Origin of the sequence: Pseudomonas antarctica, from assembly GCF_001647715.1 — a bacterium.
Taxonomy (GTDB): domain Bacteria; phylum Pseudomonadota; class Gammaproteobacteria; order Pseudomonadales; family Pseudomonadaceae; genus Aquipseudomonas; species Aquipseudomonas antarctica_A.
Genome location: NZ_CP015600.1, coordinates 1,501,825 through 1,516,633, shown reverse-complemented (window position 1 = coordinate 1,516,633; position 14,809 = coordinate 1,501,825). Strand labels below are relative to the sequence as shown.

28 protein-coding genes are annotated in these 14,809 nt (G+C 59.4%); 1 reads left to right on the top strand and 27 read right to left on the bottom strand.

Annotated features, from left to right (window positions below; translation table 11 throughout):
• Position 1 precedes the first annotated feature (1 nt).
• Genes A7J50_RS06905 through A7J50_RS06885 form a run of 5 tightly spaced genes read right to left on the bottom strand, consistent with a single transcriptional unit; the run spans position 2 to position 2,864 of the window.
• A complete protein-coding gene (locus A7J50_RS06905; RefSeq protein WP_064451126.1) occupies positions 2–394 on the bottom strand; it encodes a hypothetical protein in 393 nt (130 codons plus the stop codon).
• Positions 395–396: 2 nt separating this feature from the next.
• Positions 397–774: a hypothetical protein gene (locus tag A7J50_RS06900; RefSeq protein WP_064451125.1), complete on the bottom strand. Its 378-nt coding sequence runs from the start codon at positions 772–774 to the stop codon at positions 397–399.
• A 10-nt stretch (positions 775–784) separates the two neighbouring features.
• Positions 785–1,090 carry a HeH/LEM domain-containing protein gene (locus A7J50_RS06895; RefSeq protein ID WP_064451124.1) on the bottom strand — a complete coding sequence of 102 codons (306 nt, stop codon included), beginning with the start codon at positions 1,088–1,090 and terminating at the stop codon, positions 785–787.
• 55 nt (positions 1,091–1,145) lie between these two features.
• A complete protein-coding gene (locus A7J50_RS06890; RefSeq protein WP_064451123.1) occupies positions 1,146–2,123 on the bottom strand; it encodes a major capsid protein in 978 nt (325 codons plus the stop codon).
• 3 nt (positions 2,124–2,126) lie between these two features.
• Positions 2,127–2,864 carry a hypothetical protein gene (locus A7J50_RS06885; RefSeq protein WP_064454867.1) on the bottom strand — a complete coding sequence of 246 codons (738 nt, stop codon included), beginning with the start codon at positions 2,862–2,864 and terminating at the stop codon, positions 2,127–2,129.
• Between the two features lie 127 nt (positions 2,865–2,991).
• On the opposite strand from A7J50_RS06885, the gene A7J50_RS06880 reads away from it, so the two are divergent.
• Complete coding sequence (locus tag A7J50_RS06880; protein ID WP_064451122.1) at positions 2,992–3,483, top strand: hypothetical protein; 492 nt, start codon at positions 2,992–2,994, stop codon at positions 3,481–3,483.
• Here the strand turns inward: A7J50_RS06880 and A7J50_RS06875 are convergent.
• The 22 genes from A7J50_RS06875 to A7J50_RS06770 form a co-directional block, all read right to left on the bottom strand.
• The gene (locus A7J50_RS06875; protein WP_064451121.1) at positions 3,455–3,952 is read right to left on the bottom strand and encodes a DnaT-like ssDNA-binding protein; all 498 of its coding nucleotides are present in this window, start codon (positions 3,950–3,952) and stop codon (positions 3,455–3,457) included. The two genes, A7J50_RS06880 and A7J50_RS06875, sit on opposite strands and share 29 nt — an antisense overlap.
• Positions 3,953–3,960: 8 nt before the next feature.
• Complete coding sequence (locus tag A7J50_RS06870) at positions 3,961–5,055, bottom strand: minor capsid protein (RefSeq protein WP_064451120.1); 1,095 nt, start codon at positions 5,053–5,055, stop codon at positions 3,961–3,963.
• The gene (locus A7J50_RS06865; RefSeq protein WP_064451119.1) at positions 4,991–6,451 is read right to left on the bottom strand and encodes a DUF4055 domain-containing protein; all 1,461 of its coding nucleotides are present in this window, start codon (positions 6,449–6,451) and stop codon (positions 4,991–4,993) included. The genes A7J50_RS06870 and A7J50_RS06865 overlap by 65 nt, the downstream gene beginning before the upstream one ends.
• A complete protein-coding gene (locus A7J50_RS06860) occupies positions 6,451–7,788 on the bottom strand; it encodes a terminase large subunit domain-containing protein (RefSeq protein WP_064451118.1) in 1,338 nt (445 codons plus the stop codon). Before A7J50_RS06860 ends, A7J50_RS06865 begins: the two co-directional genes overlap by 1 nt.
• Positions 7,785–8,528, bottom strand: coding sequence for a terminase small subunit (locus A7J50_RS06855; RefSeq protein ID WP_064451117.1), 744 nt, complete (start codon positions 8,526–8,528; stop codon positions 7,785–7,787). The genes A7J50_RS06860 and A7J50_RS06855 overlap by 4 nt, the downstream gene beginning before the upstream one ends.
• Positions 8,529–8,569: 41 nt before the next feature.
• Positions 8,570–8,821 (bottom strand): hypothetical protein, encoded by a 252-nt coding sequence (locus A7J50_RS06850; RefSeq protein WP_064451116.1) that lies wholly within the window; start codon positions 8,819–8,821, stop codon positions 8,570–8,572.
• Complete coding sequence (locus A7J50_RS06845) at positions 8,818–9,006, bottom strand: hypothetical protein (protein ID WP_064451115.1); 189 nt, start codon at positions 9,004–9,006, stop codon at positions 8,818–8,820. Before A7J50_RS06845 ends, A7J50_RS06850 begins: the two co-directional genes overlap by 4 nt.
• Positions 9,003–9,194: a hypothetical protein gene (locus A7J50_RS06840; RefSeq protein WP_064451114.1), complete on the bottom strand. Its 192-nt coding sequence runs from the start codon at positions 9,192–9,194 to the stop codon at positions 9,003–9,005. The genes A7J50_RS06845 and A7J50_RS06840 overlap by 4 nt, the downstream gene beginning before the upstream one ends.
• The gene (locus A7J50_RS06835; protein ID WP_064451113.1) at positions 9,191–9,406 is read right to left on the bottom strand and encodes a hypothetical protein; all 216 of its coding nucleotides are present in this window, start codon (positions 9,404–9,406) and stop codon (positions 9,191–9,193) included. The genes A7J50_RS06840 and A7J50_RS06835 overlap by 4 nt, the downstream gene beginning before the upstream one ends.
• A 368-nt stretch (positions 9,407–9,774) precedes the next feature.
• Positions 9,775–9,960: a hypothetical protein gene (locus tag A7J50_RS06830; RefSeq protein WP_064451112.1), complete on the bottom strand. Its 186-nt coding sequence runs from the start codon at positions 9,958–9,960 to the stop codon at positions 9,775–9,777.
• Positions 9,932–10,309, bottom strand: a complete 378-nt coding sequence (locus A7J50_RS06825) for a hypothetical protein (protein WP_064451111.1) — start codon at positions 10,307–10,309, stop codon at positions 9,932–9,934. The genes A7J50_RS06830 and A7J50_RS06825 overlap by 29 nt, the downstream gene beginning before the upstream one ends.
• Positions 10,306–10,629, bottom strand: a complete 324-nt coding sequence (locus A7J50_RS06820) for a phage holin, lambda family (RefSeq protein ID WP_064451110.1) — start codon at positions 10,627–10,629, stop codon at positions 10,306–10,308. Before A7J50_RS06820 ends, A7J50_RS06825 begins: the two co-directional genes overlap by 4 nt.
• A gap of 196 nt (positions 10,630–10,825) precedes the next feature.
• Complete coding sequence (locus tag A7J50_RS06815) at positions 10,826–11,119, bottom strand: hypothetical protein (protein ID WP_064451109.1); 294 nt, start codon at positions 11,117–11,119, stop codon at positions 10,826–10,828.
• 147 nt (positions 11,120–11,266) lie between these two features.
• On the bottom strand, positions 11,267–11,848 hold the full coding sequence (locus A7J50_RS06810) for a hypothetical protein (RefSeq protein WP_064451108.1): 582 nt from the start codon (positions 11,846–11,848) through the stop codon (positions 11,267–11,269).
• On the bottom strand, positions 11,845–12,165 hold the full coding sequence (locus A7J50_RS06805) for a hypothetical protein (protein WP_064451107.1): 321 nt from the start codon (positions 12,163–12,165) through the stop codon (positions 11,845–11,847). The genes A7J50_RS06810 and A7J50_RS06805 overlap by 4 nt, the downstream gene beginning before the upstream one ends.
• Complete coding sequence (locus A7J50_RS06800; RefSeq protein WP_064451106.1) at positions 12,162–12,776, bottom strand: recombination protein NinG; 615 nt, start codon at positions 12,774–12,776, stop codon at positions 12,162–12,164. Before A7J50_RS06800 ends, A7J50_RS06805 begins: the two co-directional genes overlap by 4 nt.
• Entirely contained in the window at positions 12,773–13,015 is a 243-nt protein-coding gene (locus A7J50_RS06795) for a hypothetical protein (RefSeq protein WP_064451105.1), read from the bottom strand. The genes A7J50_RS06800 and A7J50_RS06795 overlap by 4 nt, the downstream gene beginning before the upstream one ends.
• Positions 12,999–13,319, bottom strand: coding sequence for a hypothetical protein (locus A7J50_RS06790; protein ID WP_064451104.1), 321 nt, complete (start codon positions 13,317–13,319; stop codon positions 12,999–13,001). The genes A7J50_RS06795 and A7J50_RS06790 overlap by 17 nt, the downstream gene beginning before the upstream one ends.
• Positions 13,316–13,831, bottom strand: a complete 516-nt coding sequence (locus tag A7J50_RS06785) for a hypothetical protein (RefSeq protein ID WP_064451103.1) — start codon at positions 13,829–13,831, stop codon at positions 13,316–13,318. Before A7J50_RS06785 ends, A7J50_RS06790 begins: the two co-directional genes overlap by 4 nt.
• Positions 13,824–14,069 carry a hypothetical protein gene (locus A7J50_RS06780; RefSeq protein ID WP_064451102.1) on the bottom strand — a complete coding sequence of 82 codons (246 nt, stop codon included), beginning with the start codon at positions 14,067–14,069 and terminating at the stop codon, positions 13,824–13,826. The genes A7J50_RS06785 and A7J50_RS06780 overlap by 8 nt, the downstream gene beginning before the upstream one ends.
• Positions 14,066–14,539 carry a hypothetical protein gene (locus A7J50_RS31355; protein ID WP_156526260.1) on the bottom strand — a complete coding sequence of 158 codons (474 nt, stop codon included), beginning with the start codon at positions 14,537–14,539 and terminating at the stop codon, positions 14,066–14,068. The genes A7J50_RS06780 and A7J50_RS31355 overlap by 4 nt, the downstream gene beginning before the upstream one ends.
• A complete protein-coding gene (locus tag A7J50_RS06770; RefSeq protein WP_064451101.1) occupies positions 14,536–14,808 on the bottom strand; it encodes a hypothetical protein in 273 nt (90 codons plus the stop codon). The genes A7J50_RS31355 and A7J50_RS06770 overlap by 4 nt, the downstream gene beginning before the upstream one ends.
• Between the last annotated feature and the right edge of the window lies 1 nt (position 14,809).

Below are 14,809 nucleotides of genomic sequence, written 5' to 3'. Positions count from 1 at the left end.
GTCACTTCCTCAACTGAGCTGTCCACGTTGCATCAGCGGGGTCCGCAGACACGTTCATCACCCGCAATCCATTGACGATATCGCCAATGGCCGGGGCAGCCGGTACCACCGTCGGAACGCCGGCCTCCGACATGAAAAGCTCGTTTTGCAGCACCAGCAGCTTCTTGTCGGTCGTCTGGATGAGGGAGCCGTCGATTTCCTTGGACAGGTAGCTGCCCAGAACACCGCGCCCCGTGTAAGTGACGGTGGTATCCGGCGTTTCGCCACCCAGGTCGGGGTCATATTCGCCCGCAATCTTGCGCACGCCCGTCACGGGCTTAACCGCGTCGGCCAGCCCATCAGGGTCGTCGAACGACTCGGCTAATTCAGCCTGGATCTCTTCGCGCATGCCCACGGTCAGATCCTCTTCAGCATCATCACGCCGGAGCGCTTGATCCACGGCTCCAGCAAGGACAGGGCGAAGTTCACGCCAGCCGACTGATCGATAGAGCCTGCCACGTAGGTTTTGCTCACCGATGTGCCGGACTGAGCCGAGACCGTCTTGCTCTGCACTTCCTTCTGCGTTGCCGTGTACAGCTTGCCCGCCGCCGCCTCTTTGGCGACCTGGGCGCCGGCTGTTTTGATCTCGGCAGGAACCGGATCGGGAACAGCCCGCTTAATCTTGGCTGTGAGCCAGGCGTTGGCCATGGTCACAGCAAGGACCGGATCACCGGTGCCGGCCCAGTCAGGACCGAGCTGGGCGTCAACATCGGCGACGGTGATGAAATCGGTCATGTGCTTGTCCTTATTCCGCTGGCACCAGGCCCTGCAGGTCTTCTTTCTTGGCGGACGGGTCGAAGGCAATGCCCTTCTCGGTCAGCCATTCTTTCAGCTCGGGGACCTTCATTTTCAGAGGGTCGGTTTCTTTGCTCTCTGGCTCCTTGCCGTCGGAAACCTTGATGCCGGCGGCCTGGTAAGCATCGAAGATATCCGGTACATCGCCATCGACCACCACCTCGGTAGCGGACCCGATGACACCGAAGAATTCGCTCAGCAGCCGGTAGCACACGCCGCGCTCTTTGCCCGGCTTGTCCGTGTAGATCACTTTCATAAATCACCTCAAAAGCATCCCGGCGCCATACGGGCGCCAGGCTGTGTGGGCCGAATTACGGCGTGGTGGTACCGCTGATGACAGCGGCGAACGGAACCTGCTTGCGGCTGAACACGCGCTTCCAGTTCGCAGCGGCGGCGTATTGCGTGGAGGTCGGGCTGAGGTTCTGAGCCTCGGAACCCTTCCAGCTGAAGCCGGCAGGCTGGAGGATGTAGGTCTTCCGCTCCCACAGCACTTCGGCACCACCACCGTTACCACCGCCTGGTTTACGCTCCAGTTCTACCGGCACCTTCGGCGTGCCTTCGCCGTAGCCGAAAGCGCCCTGGCCGAAGAACACAGACAGGTACTTGCCCGCGCCATACACCAGGGCATCATCCATGAACACTGGCTTGCCGAGGTAGGTGGCCAGGATGATCTTGCCGTCAGAGTCACGCAGGTACTCGATGAGGTCTTGCTTGACCATCTGGTTCATCACCACCGAGTGCACGCCGATCGCGCCGAACTGGTCGGCCGCATCACCAGCGGTGAACGCAGCGTCCTGGAAGGCGTTCGCACTGATGGTTGCGCCCGCGTCAATGACCATGTCACCACCGTTGTTCGCGATGTTCGAGGCGATGATGCCGCGAGACGCGCCCAGGGTGTAACGCTGCCACTGGCGGGTCCAGTAGGTGCCGAAGCGGTTGCGGATCTGCTGCTGAGGCTCGCTGTTCGCCAGTTCAGCGGTCAGGTCAGCCACTCCGTAGCCTTTGTTGAGGTACAGAACCCGGGCACGCATGCTGTCCTGGGTAACCTTGCCGACTTCGCCCTGGTCGTTCGGGTCGTCGTTGCTGATGTTCGGCGCTTCATCAGCATTCAGGTCCTGCCAGTAGCTGATCTCGGCGGTGCCTTGGCTGCCGGAGGCGATCGCGTCCAGTACCGGGGAGCGAGTCACGATGCCCGACTCGTACACAGCGGTCTTTTCCGGGCTATTAACCGGTGCCAGGGAGGCGTAGTAATCGCCGACGAAGATGTCGGTCAGTTGGGTAGTTGCCATGGATTAGGTTCCTTTGGTGGCCTGGATTTTCTTGAAGAGCTCAGGGTTGTCACGGGCGATCGCAGCGCGCTCGGTTTCCGTGTACTCGCCCCACTTTTTCGTGGCCTTGCCACCTTGATCGCCGGTCGGACCGGCACCCTGAGCCCTTGGCCACAGGTGTGTTGCTGTTTCACGCAGAGATTCCGCCCATTCGAACGGCGACAGCGGGGTTTTCCCGTCCTTCCCGTAAACGACCTCGCCGTCACGGTCGGTGGCAATCGCCTCGCCGTCTTCACTGAGTTTGAAAGTGCCCCGGGCGCGCAGGATGATGTCCTCGGCGGCCTCGGGGAGCGCGCCGGCCTTGATGGCAGCAGCACGGATGGAATCGGCCAGCACCTTGTCGCTGTACTTGTCAGCAAAGGCCTCAGCCTTGTCGGCGCGAGCCTTCTCGGCGGCCAACTTGGTGTCGTAGTCGGTGCGCAGGCGCTCGGTACGGCGGGTGATGACTTCGTCCAGCTTGCCCTCGGCAATCAGCTTGGTTTCCTCATCCTGGCCAACCTTAGTCAGCAGGCCCTTAACAGCTGCGATGTCCAGGCCTTCGAACTGGGTCTTGAAGCCGTCCAGTTCCGTTTTAGTGGTCCGTAGCGAGCCAAGCAGCTCGGTGTTTTTGTTCTTGAGGCCCAGGGTCGCAGCCTCGACATCTGCAGCAATGGCGGTCTGAACTGCCGGGTCTTCAAGATCAATCTGGTTTTCGTCTGCCACTTGGTGCACCCCTTGGGTTTGGTCGGCCCGCTTTGCAGGCATAAAAAAACCCCGGCATGGCCGAGGCTTGGAATTTGCTAATGTTCTATCCTGATGGATAAACACTCACATGAATAAAGGATCAAAAATGAGCGAAGGAAAATTCACTCTACCTCAGGAAGACTTCGCCAGATGCTTCATCAATGGTTGGATTGTCGACGGTCGTGACGGTGGACTTATCGTCGGAAGGCGGCACCTTGAGGGCCACATCCTTATGTTTCAGCCCGCTGGGGAGCTTGGTGAGTTTGAGCAGTTCGGCTTTGTTGAGGGTGGAGAGTATTTGATGAGCAAAGACGCTACTGAACTCCACTTCGACCGGCTCCTAGAAATCAACTCCGACAAATCGCCCTGCGACATGGATATTGTGTATTCCGCTGATAGCCAAATCATCAACACCAGAGCCGAACCGCATGACAAGTTTCTAATCGTACATCGTCAGTTCATCATCAACAGAGAGGCGACGAAGCGTCACTTCAAAGAGTTACAGGAACTGAATCTGCCAAATCGACACTATCGTGGGCGAGTCCTCACCGATGAGACGATCGAACTCATTACAACTCCCGGCTTCGTACAATACTGAGCCCGCGCATGACCAGGTAATCCGCGAACTGCGTCCTGCTCGGCGCATAGGGCGGCGGTCGCATTCGCAAACCGGGCGTATCGCGATTGAGCCGAGTGCGCCGACCATTGGGCTCATTGCAATGCGTCGGCTCTTCGATCTGGAATCCCTGCTCGGCGGCGTACAGCTCGACCGCCAGCCGTACCTGTCCCCACTCAAGCTCAAAGGGCACGAACGTCTCGGATAGCGTCTGGTATTCGATCTTGCAGTCACGCCGGGGCCAGGCCATTGCCTGCTCAGGATTGGCCTTGCGACCCTTCCACTGGCGACCGTTGATGTCGGCCGCGGCGCGCAGCAGCAGTTCGACCTGGTCAGCCTCTGCTTCAGGTATCCGGAACCCGTAGTAGTCGCGGTAGAAGGTCAGCTTCTCCAACGGCACGAAGCTATTCGCGTCTGGCCTGCCCTTCCCATCCTCAACAATGATCTGCATGTGCTATCTCAACCTGGTTGAGCGCCGAGTGTAACGCCTGCTCGGGTGAACATGTCAGGCTCTGCATCCTTCAGCTGCGCCAGGGTCAGCGGCTTGAACGACTTGTCGAGCTGCAGCTTGGCAAACTTCTCCGGATTCAGCCCGCCATCGCGGAACAACTTGCCCCGGACCGGCCCAAGAGCATGGTCTTGGAAGCTCGCCGGTTGCGTTGCCAGCCACTCGTAATAATTCAGGCCGGCGTCGACCTGTGCCCCGCCGTTATCGCCCACCGAAGCGCGCGTAGCGTCCTTAGCGAACATCTCCGAAAGCCTGGTGGTCGGAACCGTGGTTGAGCGGCACTTGATGTGCGCCGGTGGCAGCGGACCTTTGCCCAGATCGAAACGCATCCCATCCAGGCCCTTGCATTGCTGCGAGGTCTTTCGGTCGAGCGTCGACACCCAGCGATATCCCAGCACCACGTCACTGTTGGCCTTCAGCGTCTCCATTCGTGCCGTGGTGGCTACGTGCTGGATTGCCGTCTGCACCACGGCGGCAGCATTGCGGTTGCTCACCGCCAGGACGCCGTCCGTGAAGTTCTGCGCCGCGGTACCGCGAATCGCCTGGATGATCTGGGCGTTGGTCTGGCCCTGGCCGAAGCCGAGCCGGATGGTGTTCGTGACGCGCATCGTCTCGGTCCGCGTCCAGCCACTGACGAAGCTCTTCAGCAGCTTCCCACCGTCGATGCCCTTCACCTGCAGCGGATAGGAGAACACCGCCGCGCGGATCACCGTGTTGGTCGGCACCACCGCGTCGATGGAGAGCGCGTTGCTCAGGCTTTTGGCCTCAAAGCTCGACTCATACAGCGCGATGTCGACCAGATCGGCCTGCACCAGGTCACCGTAGGCCTTGTAGATCTCCAGCAGCTTGCCGTCCACCCGGGCTAGGAATTGCTCAAGGCGGTCCCGGCTGTAGGTGGTCAGCTCCTTGCGAGTGAGTTGCTCCCGCACCAGCTTGTCGATCTGGCGCAGGTACTTCTCGAACTTCTTGACCTCGCCGGCCTTAAGTCGCTCCAGCATTACCGAGTGGCGGGTCGTCTGCTCCAGCAGTTGGCTGTCCGCCTGCATCAGGTTTGTCGATGGCATCGTCTTTGTCCAAGTTGATGCCGGCCGAATCGCGCTCATCGCTGATCAGGTCGGCTTCGTCTTCATATGGGCGGTCCGGCAGCTTGCCGGTGGTGAGGTACTGCCAGTAGGTATCGGCGCTGATCGTGCCGGCCATCACGCCCTTGAGCAGCTCGGCGAGCACCTGGGCGTCGACCAAAGGTGTTACGAATTCGGGATTCACCTTGAACTTGACCTGTTTAGGGTCGTATCCCTTCCACTCGGCGGCGTATCGCAAGCCCTGCTCCACCGCCTCGGCCACTGTGATGACGATGCTGTGCAGCGTGGCGTGCTGATCGTTCTGGCGTGTTTTGCGCGCCTCGCCCGACTCGGTGCCGGCTACATCCATGACCTTGGCACCGGCCTCAAGCGCCGCGTTCTTCTGGTCATCCATGGCTTTGCGGTTGGCTTCAATGCCGGTGCCCTTGAATTCAAGGTATTCAGCCTTTCCGTTCGGCCCAAGATCCCAGGCAGCGGATGGACCGGTTACGCTCAGCTCCACCGACTCATCCAAACCCGACACCCACGGCTGCGGATGACTGGTCTGATGCAGAGAGCTGAAATAGTCAGCACTGATCTGATAGGACTTCAACGCGGCCCGCGCCATGGTGAGCAGTGGCACCTCGTCTACGTCCGGTGAATTGTCAGTCGAGCCGCAGTAGATGACGGGCAAATAGGACAGGCCTTTGACGAGACGGTTGTCGGTACCTGTGGTGCCCAGCGGGCGTTCGTCGTCGACCAGCTCGCCAGCCTCGTTGCGCACGGCCGTGTAGCAGACCTCGCCCAGCATGAAGAACTCACGAAATACCGTGTCACAGTCATGGCTGTAGCGATCGCCGCCCTTCTTGCGGAACTCGCGAAACACCGAAAGGACCAGGTCCTGCCGCCCACCTTGATCAGCCGTGTCCCAGTTGATCGCGTTGCGCGTCGCGTAGGTGGAAAAATACGGCTCGCCGCTATCGTCGATGTTCACCACCAGTGGCACCCGGCCGTGCGAGATAGCCTGGCGCACCATGCGGAAGAACAACTGCTTCAGGCCGAAGCCGTCTGCCGTCGCGTTGTCTTCCAGCCCCTTCAGTCCGCCGGGCAGCTCGATCTCCGGAATCAACCGGGAAACCAGGCCCATCATCGACCGCAGCGAGTCGCGCACCCAGTGTTCGTACTGGGCCCGGTTCGTGTAGTTCTCGTAGAGGTACTTGTTGCCGGCGCCGTCGAGTTTTTCAGCCTCGACCATACCGCTCGGCTTGGGCAGGTTGCGCTCGTTGCGCTTAACGGCGCACTCACCCTCGAGCGCGTCGTCCATCATCTCCCACTCGGCGATGTGCGCGTCGTAGTCGGGGTTTGTAGATTGCACTGGCATCAGGCCAAGCCTCCAATTCGGCGTGTTCCGCCTGTGCGTTTGATGCACGGCCACTCAACGTCGATGCAATAGCCAATCGCCGTGGTGATGTGCTGGTAGTCGTTTTTCTGGTCTTCTTGGAAGGTCGAGCCCATCTGAAGCTGAACCGTACTCAAGCCCTTGTGGCACCAGGGCGCGGTAACTGGGTTGATGAACAAGCTGGTTTCGCCTGAGGCGGTCAGGATCTTCGCCCGGACGGCGTTCTGCCGATCCTTGATAGATGGGTGCGCCGGCTTGACCTTGCGCGTGTACGTCCAGCCATTGGCCTTGAGTACGCCTTCAATGTCGGTGTAGTCGGATGCGTGACCGTGCTTCTCGCCCGCCTTGCCCGCCGGGTCACCGTAGATCAGCACATGCTTGTTCTTGTGATCCTTGAACTTGTCCACGAACTCCGCAGCCGACTGCTTCGATACCGCGCTGATCAGCACGATCTCATCGAGCAGATAGAGGTCTTTGCCTTCGTTGCGCCGTACACCTATCGCGGATGATAGGGGCGTGAAGTTCTGGTCGTGCATCCACATCAGCTGCTCATGCGGCTCAATGGCTGCATTAGTAGTGTTCGCCTTGCTGTAGTCCTCGTAGATCCGGCCAGATGCCGTTTCGAAAGAGGCTTCAAATTCCTGCTTGAACTGCTTGGCCGACATGGCCCGCTTCATTGCGTCCATTACATCAGCCGGAAGAATCTCGGCCGACTTCCAGTGGAACACCCGGAAGTTCGGGTCGTTGCCCGACTCCGCCTGCATGCACAGGTCGTAATAGTGGTTCAGGCCGTCAGGTACACCGAGCAACCAGCACCAGGCCCGGTAATCCGGCATGGTTGGGTTGACGGTGTTCAGCGCCGGGAGAATGTTTGCCTCCCATGCGTCCGGCTTGATGTCGGCGAATTCGTCAATTCCCCCGCCAGTCCACGGGATGCCCTCGATCCGCTGTGGCTTGTCCAGTCCGATGACGTGTATCTCGCTACCGTTGTCCAGGTAGATGATCAGGTCCGACTCAGAAGGCCGGCGACTGTGCATGCAGCAGAGCGTGAAGGCCTTCAGGTCATCCCAGAAGATCTTCTTGGCCTGGGCGTGCGTCGGCGCAGCGGCAAAGTACATCCCGGTGTAGGCCGATGCCTGCTTCACAAGGAAGCGCTTGAACCGTTCGGTCTTACCGCTACGGCGACCAGCAGGTACCAAGGGGAAGCGAATTCCGTCCGATACGGCGGCAACCAATGCGAGCTGTACAGGATGATCCTTGAGTGGGTACCAGCGAGACAACTGCCGATCCAACATCAGGTTGCCGGTGTTGGTGATCATGACGGTAGTCTCGCAATCAGATCAGCCAGTAGCTGGGCGTTGGAGTTGCCGCCGCCCTTCTCTATCAGCTTGAGTTCTGCGCGGCGCTTCTCGACCTCAAGGCGCTTCAGCTCCTCATCAAGTGGCGAGGCAGACTTGTCAGAGAACATCCCCAGGTGCTTGGCCACCTTGTCGAGCGCAGCCAGCTGATCGTGCATTTTGATCTCGAAGCCTTCCTTGGTCTGCTTCACGCCTGCATACAGTGCCAATGCTGCTTGGCTTACATGGCGCGAGTCATGAGCATGGACAGATCCAAACCCCTCCCCTCTGCATTTTGGGCACTTGGGGTGCGGCCGTATCGTTGGGTCAAACCCAAATCCCCCGTCTTCCGACACATCTTCAGGGTCGGCTTTATCAGATACTGCCTTGAGCAGTTCCTCTTCATCCTTCCACTGGTACTGATGGTCAATACCGAAGCAATGGCGGCAACACCCACGACGATACTCGATCAGCTCATTGGGATTAGCGGTAGCGATCATCCATAGACGCTCAAGCACCATTTCCTGAGTGATGGCAGCCTTCTGGCCTCTTGCAGTCATGCGATCTTCGATAACGGATTGAACATTAGGTTTTCTAAGGTTCTCTGCTGCAATGACTGCTGCCGTCTTCTTGCTGTAACCCGCACGAATAGCGGCCTGCGTTGCATTCAGGTCTTTCAGGTACTCGTCGACGAAGCGCTGCTGTTTTGCTGTCAGCGCCATAGGGATTCCTTGAGACTTTGGTGCCTCGCACGTTTAGGTTGTCAGTTGTCTGTATCGAGCAGCACATCAATCAGCTTCTGCTCACCCAGGCGCATGGCACCGAGGCATTGCAGGTCGTCGCACTTAGGGCCGAGGCCGAACACGGTCACCTCTCCCTTCGCGCCGATCAGCGTCAAGGCGCCCACCGTGCATTCGGGATGCGTGCCAGCGTCGAGGTCATCGGCGATCTTGCGAAGCGTCTTGGCGGCATCGCGCCAGTCCTCCCGCTTGATCTCCAGAACCTTGACGGTCATTTGGTCACCTGCTGCAGCCACTCTTCAATGATCCGCTTCACCACGGGCTCAGTGAGAATTGAGGAAGGTTGGTCGCCGTCGATCACCGATTGCACCAGGGCGTGCGGAATTACGTGGGCGCCATCGCTAGCTACCACCATCAGGTGCGGGCGTTGGTCGGCGATGTCATGGACGCTTGCAGTCATTGCGTCACCATCTGGTGTGTCTGTGCGTGTGCGTGACCGTGGAGCAATCCAACGATCATGCCTTGAGGCAGTCCGGCAGCCTTGGCAGCGTCCACGGCTTCGGCAATGGCCTTGTCGAGAGCGCTTACCGCAGCGTTGATGTTTGGGCTCATTGGCAGCGCGTGCCGCAGGCGGGTGACGTTGCTCACGTGTTGTGCCCTTCCAGCGGCTGAGCAAAGGTGAACTCCAAGCCGTCATTGGGGTAGTAAGTGGAGTAGGTGGCATTCTGGAGGGTCACGCCATCGACCAGTACTTCGGCAGCAGCATCACCATACTTGGCGATCAGTGCAGCCTTCAGGTCATCCGCAGACAAGGTGAGCCGGATGTCGTTGAAGTGAATCAGCTGTTTCTTGATGCTCATGGCGAAACCTCATACTGGAATGCCCGATCAGCAGGAATGGCCGTAACAAACCGGCACCGGTGAGCATCGAACCCTTCCCGGGTCGCAATGGTGCGCTCATACCGGGAGTTCGTCTTGCCAGTGAACCGCTCACGGTGAACGACCACACCCTCACGCAGGAACTCGACTTCAGCCGATCCCAAGAGCTTTGTTACGATTACTTTCATAGCGTCACACGAAGCTAAAGGCCGCCACTGACAGGACGATGATCACAAGCGCGATCCCGCCGAACAGGGTGACAGTCTTGGAGGAGTTGGTATTCGAAGCCATGGCGATGCCCTCGGCGCATTCCGCGCCACAATTTTGGAATTACGAAAACGTGGCGCGGATTACTTGCTCTGGCTGCGGACGATCTGCGCATCAACCTGGTCAGCGCAGGTGTCCAACAGCCGAACCGCCTTGTCTTTCAGCTCCCACACGTCGCCATTGAGGCGAAGGTCTTCATCGCTGTCGTCGATGCGCTCGCATGGGATCAGCTCAGGGGCTTCAATCCTTATGGCCTGGGTCTTTGTCACCACCGCCGGCTTTGCCGCGCAGGCCGTCAGGAAGAGGCTGAGCAGCCCAGTCACGAACAGGCTTGCTGTTGCGCTTGAGGTTTTCAAAGTTCTTCTCCGCCTTCTCGGCTTTGTCCTGGCTGACCTTGAGGCGCTTTGCCAGGTCTGCCTGGTATTCAGCATTACGCTTTGCTTCAGCGCGCAGCGTAGTGATGGTCGCCTGGCTTTCGAGGTTGGCGTCGACCGCCTTCTTCTTCTCGCCAGCTTCGAAGGCCACCTCTCCACGCAGTGCGACGACGCGTGACTGCTGAATGCCGATGAGCAGCAGGCCGACCAGGGCGATGATGATTGCAGCAGCAAAGGCCCTCATGCTGCATCCGCCTTGCGACCGAGGAAGCGGGTCACCATCTCGCGAATAGCAGTTACGCCGAGGAACCCAATAGTCCCTCCAGCAGCAACCGACAGGCTGGGCGGCCAGGTCATCCACTCAATCACGCTGGACGCAACAAGGCTCAGCGATCCGCAGATCAGCGATTCGAACAGGATCCGACGCTTACTGGTTTCCTTCGCGTCATACATGACTCGAAGCAACGATACGGTGATGGCCATGATTGCGCCCTGCCAGAGCGGATTGCTCAACGCCAACCAGATCTTGGCCCAGGTGTCTGGCTTATCAGGCATGGTAGGCATCCGGGTTGCTCCCTCACGGGGAGATTGATAAATCCGGCTCCAGCAGCACTCCCAGCCATAGCAATGGGTGTGGTGGGGCCGAAATGGTTGGACTTGATACATCCGGGAAAGCATCCACTTGGGTAGCGGCTTTCCTCGGAGGTACAAAAAAGCCCGGCGCATATGTCCGGGCTTTTTCTATTGCTTTCAGGCGTATTCAGAAGGGGGTCATGCCGACGCCATCAGGGGCAGGCTTGGCCGAGGCCATCACGAAGTGGTTGCTGGATGCGCGCAGGTTGGAGGCCAAACTTTCATCAGTGGTCTGGCTGCCCGTTCGCCACATGGCGAGGGTCAGTTCCAGACGCTGCATGGCGACACCTTGCGGCTCGGCGTGAGCGGTCAGATAGTGCGCGGTGCGGTAGGCGATCGGCTCGGCGAATGCCGACAGGGAGAAACAGGACAGGCAGGCGGCGAGCGCCAGGCCCAGGTAAGCGGACATTCGCTTCATCATTCGGCATTCCTTTCGGTGGGTTTCTTTGGGCAATAAAAAACCCGGCGCGGTGGCCGGGTTTTCTTGGATCATTGAGTAAGTTGCCGAAGGCAAAACTCTAAAAGTGGCGAAATCATGCCATGAGCCGCACGGGAACGCAATAGGCCCTCATGCGGCCTCGCGCATTTCGTAAATTACCGCTGCTACGGGGCTCAATGCGCGGCGGTCCAAATCCTCGCAGCACTCGAAGATCAGCTGCAGCACGCCACCCCAGTCCCGCTCCCAATTGCACGACTCCAGACGCACACCGTAGAACTGCCACATCCACGCCCGGAACTTCTCGGGGTTGGCCAGCGCGTCTTCGTTGGCCGACTGGCCGCCCTGGTGCATGTGCTGATACCGACGCAGAGCGCCCTTCACCACAAACTCCAGTTTCTCCCGCTTGGCGGCCGTCATCCGTGGCGACCGGTTTTGCACCATCAGAAACACGACCTCTTCCGCTGCCTCACGGATGTCGTCACTTTGCTCGGCGGCGTACATGAAGTCGCCGAATACGCGGATCTGCGGATGCAGCCTGGCAATGGCCGACTGGATGTGCCCCGCCAGTGCGCCATGCACCGCGTGGTTCGCCGTTGGACCGCGCTCGGTGTTCTGCACTACCACGCCAAGCTGCACAACGTCAGAGGTCTGGCCGGGAGCAGGGTTGTACTTGCAGTCATGCCACGCCTGGCGCGCTGAGTTGATTTTCATGCCGCCACCTCCGGCTTGCGAAATGCCATTGTCAAAATGAAGAACGTAGTCATGAAGCTTGCTGCGGCCAGAACCGTGTGATCGGTGGCAATCATCGCGTACAGACTGAAAGCTGAACTCGGCAAGCTGATCCAGAGCCGAGAACGCACCTCGGCAGCAGCCTCTTCTTTGACGGCGCCACAAAGCAAAGCCAGCCAAGCGATACCGGTCATCACGCACATGACGTAGAAGGCGAATTGGTGAAGCGACTCAACTCCCGACAAAAGAGCCGCACTGAACGAAACACTGATTAGCGTGGAAATAAGCTTTTTGATCATGCTGCAGCCCTCTTCAGCTCTCTGGTCTTTGCCCGGTATTCGGCGGTCATCGCCTTCAACTCGTCCACGGTGTACTTCTTGGCCTCATGAGGGCCTTCCAGCCACTCGACGGCCTCGGCGCCAACCTTCTTGATCAACCCCGGCCGATACCCCAGCAGATTCCCGGACTTGCCCATGTTGCAGTTGCGATTGCATTGAAGATTTACGTTGAGGGGCTCAAAGCGAAGCTCGGGCGCCGCCGCTGTCGTCCTGTAGTGGCCCGCGCAGTACTGAACGTCTGCCGTCGTGCCGCAACTGATGCAGGGCTGTCCCGCGTCACGCGCCCTGATCCAGGCGTTGAAGGCATGCTGGGTGTCCTTGAGATGATCCGCCCTGCTCTTCAGCTTCTCCTTGCGAACCTTGATGTCCCGGCGCCCTACTTCGGCCAAGGCCTTCCCGGCGATCGCCCGCCCCTTCTCCGACTGACCATGAGCAATGGCGCACTCGATCTCGCCGCACACTATCTGGCCATTGCGCGCGGGCACGAACATCACCCGACACTCTGGGCAGCGCTTGCGGCGCGGACCGCACGATGTGAGCGGGGTTTTGCGCTGTAGTGGGGTGCGCTTCATGCCGAAACCTCGACCAGACGATTATCGAAGGAGGTTTCACCGACTTCATGCCGATACCCGAACTTCAATTCAAACGCCTCGATATCCAGATCACAAAGGCATTCGTCCGAATCCATGGCGGTATCGCTGATTGTTGGCAGATCCCGAACAGCACACCCGACAGCATCAGCAAGGCCGCCAGCGTTATGCACTTCGGCAGCGTTGTCATGGAGCGGGGTCACTTCAAACCAGATGCACATCAGACACCTCCTTGGCTTTCTGCTGCTCGGGGGTGAAGTCGCCGCGCAGGGGCATCAAATGATCCGGATTGGCGATAGCCCACCCATCGCTACCGCACCACGACACCAAGCCATCACCAACAACAACCCATGCGTTGCCAACATCGCCGTTTTGAATTCGGCAATTATCATTCGGGTCGCGCCATGTGCTGATTTGCTCGGGCTCCAGAAGCTCAACCAGCTCGCACACCCTGCCGATGTTATTGGTCAGCGTGTGAGCACCCACAATCAGTGCCAGGTCGCCCGGCTTGAAGTTATGGCTCATGCGGCCTCCTTGAATGCTTCGAACTCAGCCATTTCGGTCAGGCGCTCTTCAGTGAGCGTCGGCCAGTCATGCAGCACCAGGTACGCGCAGCACTGGCGCCAAAAATCTTGGAATGTCTCCTCCCCCATCGAGTCGTAGGACAGGCTGCGGGGTGTCTTGCGGGTGAGTTGGCCCAGGCCAGGGATGTCGAATGCTTCCTCGTCGCAGTACACGCCCGACTCCAGTTGCAGGGCCTTGATCGCGTCGTGGGACTGCTTGCCGGAGAACCGGTCGATGTTCTGACTGAGAACCCGGCCCAGACCGTGGACCAAACCGTTGAATCTTGGGTTGCGCGGCTGCTTGAGGTCGGCGCGGATCTTCGCGTTCATCTTGAATTCACGCTCGCGGAGGATCGATCGGTCAGCATCGGAGGACGGCACAAATGCGGCGACCTCCTTGCCGGTGGCTGGATCGACCAGACGGCGCAGCACCAGGTACACGGGCATTGGGCGAGGCCTGGCTGGCTTAGTCATGGCGCCCACCTGTGTTGATCTGTGCCATTGGCGTGATGCCTGGGATCATGTTTGCCCGACGGATCAGGACATTTGCTCGCTGATGCGGCACACCAGTCGCATCAGACACGCCATTGCGGTGGCCGTGCATGTACGCGGCGTTGCGGCGCTGTGGCAACAGCCCGTCCTTGCCGCGCATGTAGCCCTGGACCATTTCCCAGTCAGCTTCGGTGTAGCTCTCTGGCTTGGCGTAGGTCATGACTGCTCCCCCTTGCCCTTGGCGGCGAGCAGGTCGTCGCACTTCTTCACGACTGAATCCAGGCTGGCTTGGCGCAACGGACGGTAGGTCGCCATGCACTGGCGGTGCTCGTCAGCCTCGGTGTTCGCTGAGTCGCGCAGGGTTTCGAACAGCTCTAGCGGGCATGAAACCATCGGCTGTGCGGCATCACAGTTCTGGCAAACACCGCCATTGGCATCCATGAACCCGGCGCCGTAGCTGTTCGCTGCATGGCCATCACCACAGGCGCACCATATGATTTCTTTGCTGGGCGCAAGCTTGAGCAGCGCCTCGTTCTCGGCCAGCAGCTCAAGCGCAACCTCGCCCACGGTCTTCTCGCCCAGGAATTCATCCAGCGCCTCGGTGTTTCGCTTCCAGTCGGCGCAGTCGGCACGGAATGACGCTGCTTCGGCCCAGAGCAGTTTCTGAAGTTGTTGCTTGTCGATGGTCATGTCCGCTGCTCCGCTGCTTCTGCGATCAATGCCATGCGCTCCGACTTCCGTGCCTGGAGCCACGCCTCTGACGTTCGATCCTCAGCGCTGCCCTTGTCGACCCACTCCCAAACCGGGCGGCCGTTGCTGACCATGTAGGCCCGGTACATGGTGCTGTACTGCTGCTGGCGGATTTGCTGGACGCCACGGCCCTTCAGGAAGCGCTCGTCGCCGGCCTGCGGTTTTGGTTTGGCTGGTGCGGTGCTGTAACGAATGCTGGTAACCGCCATG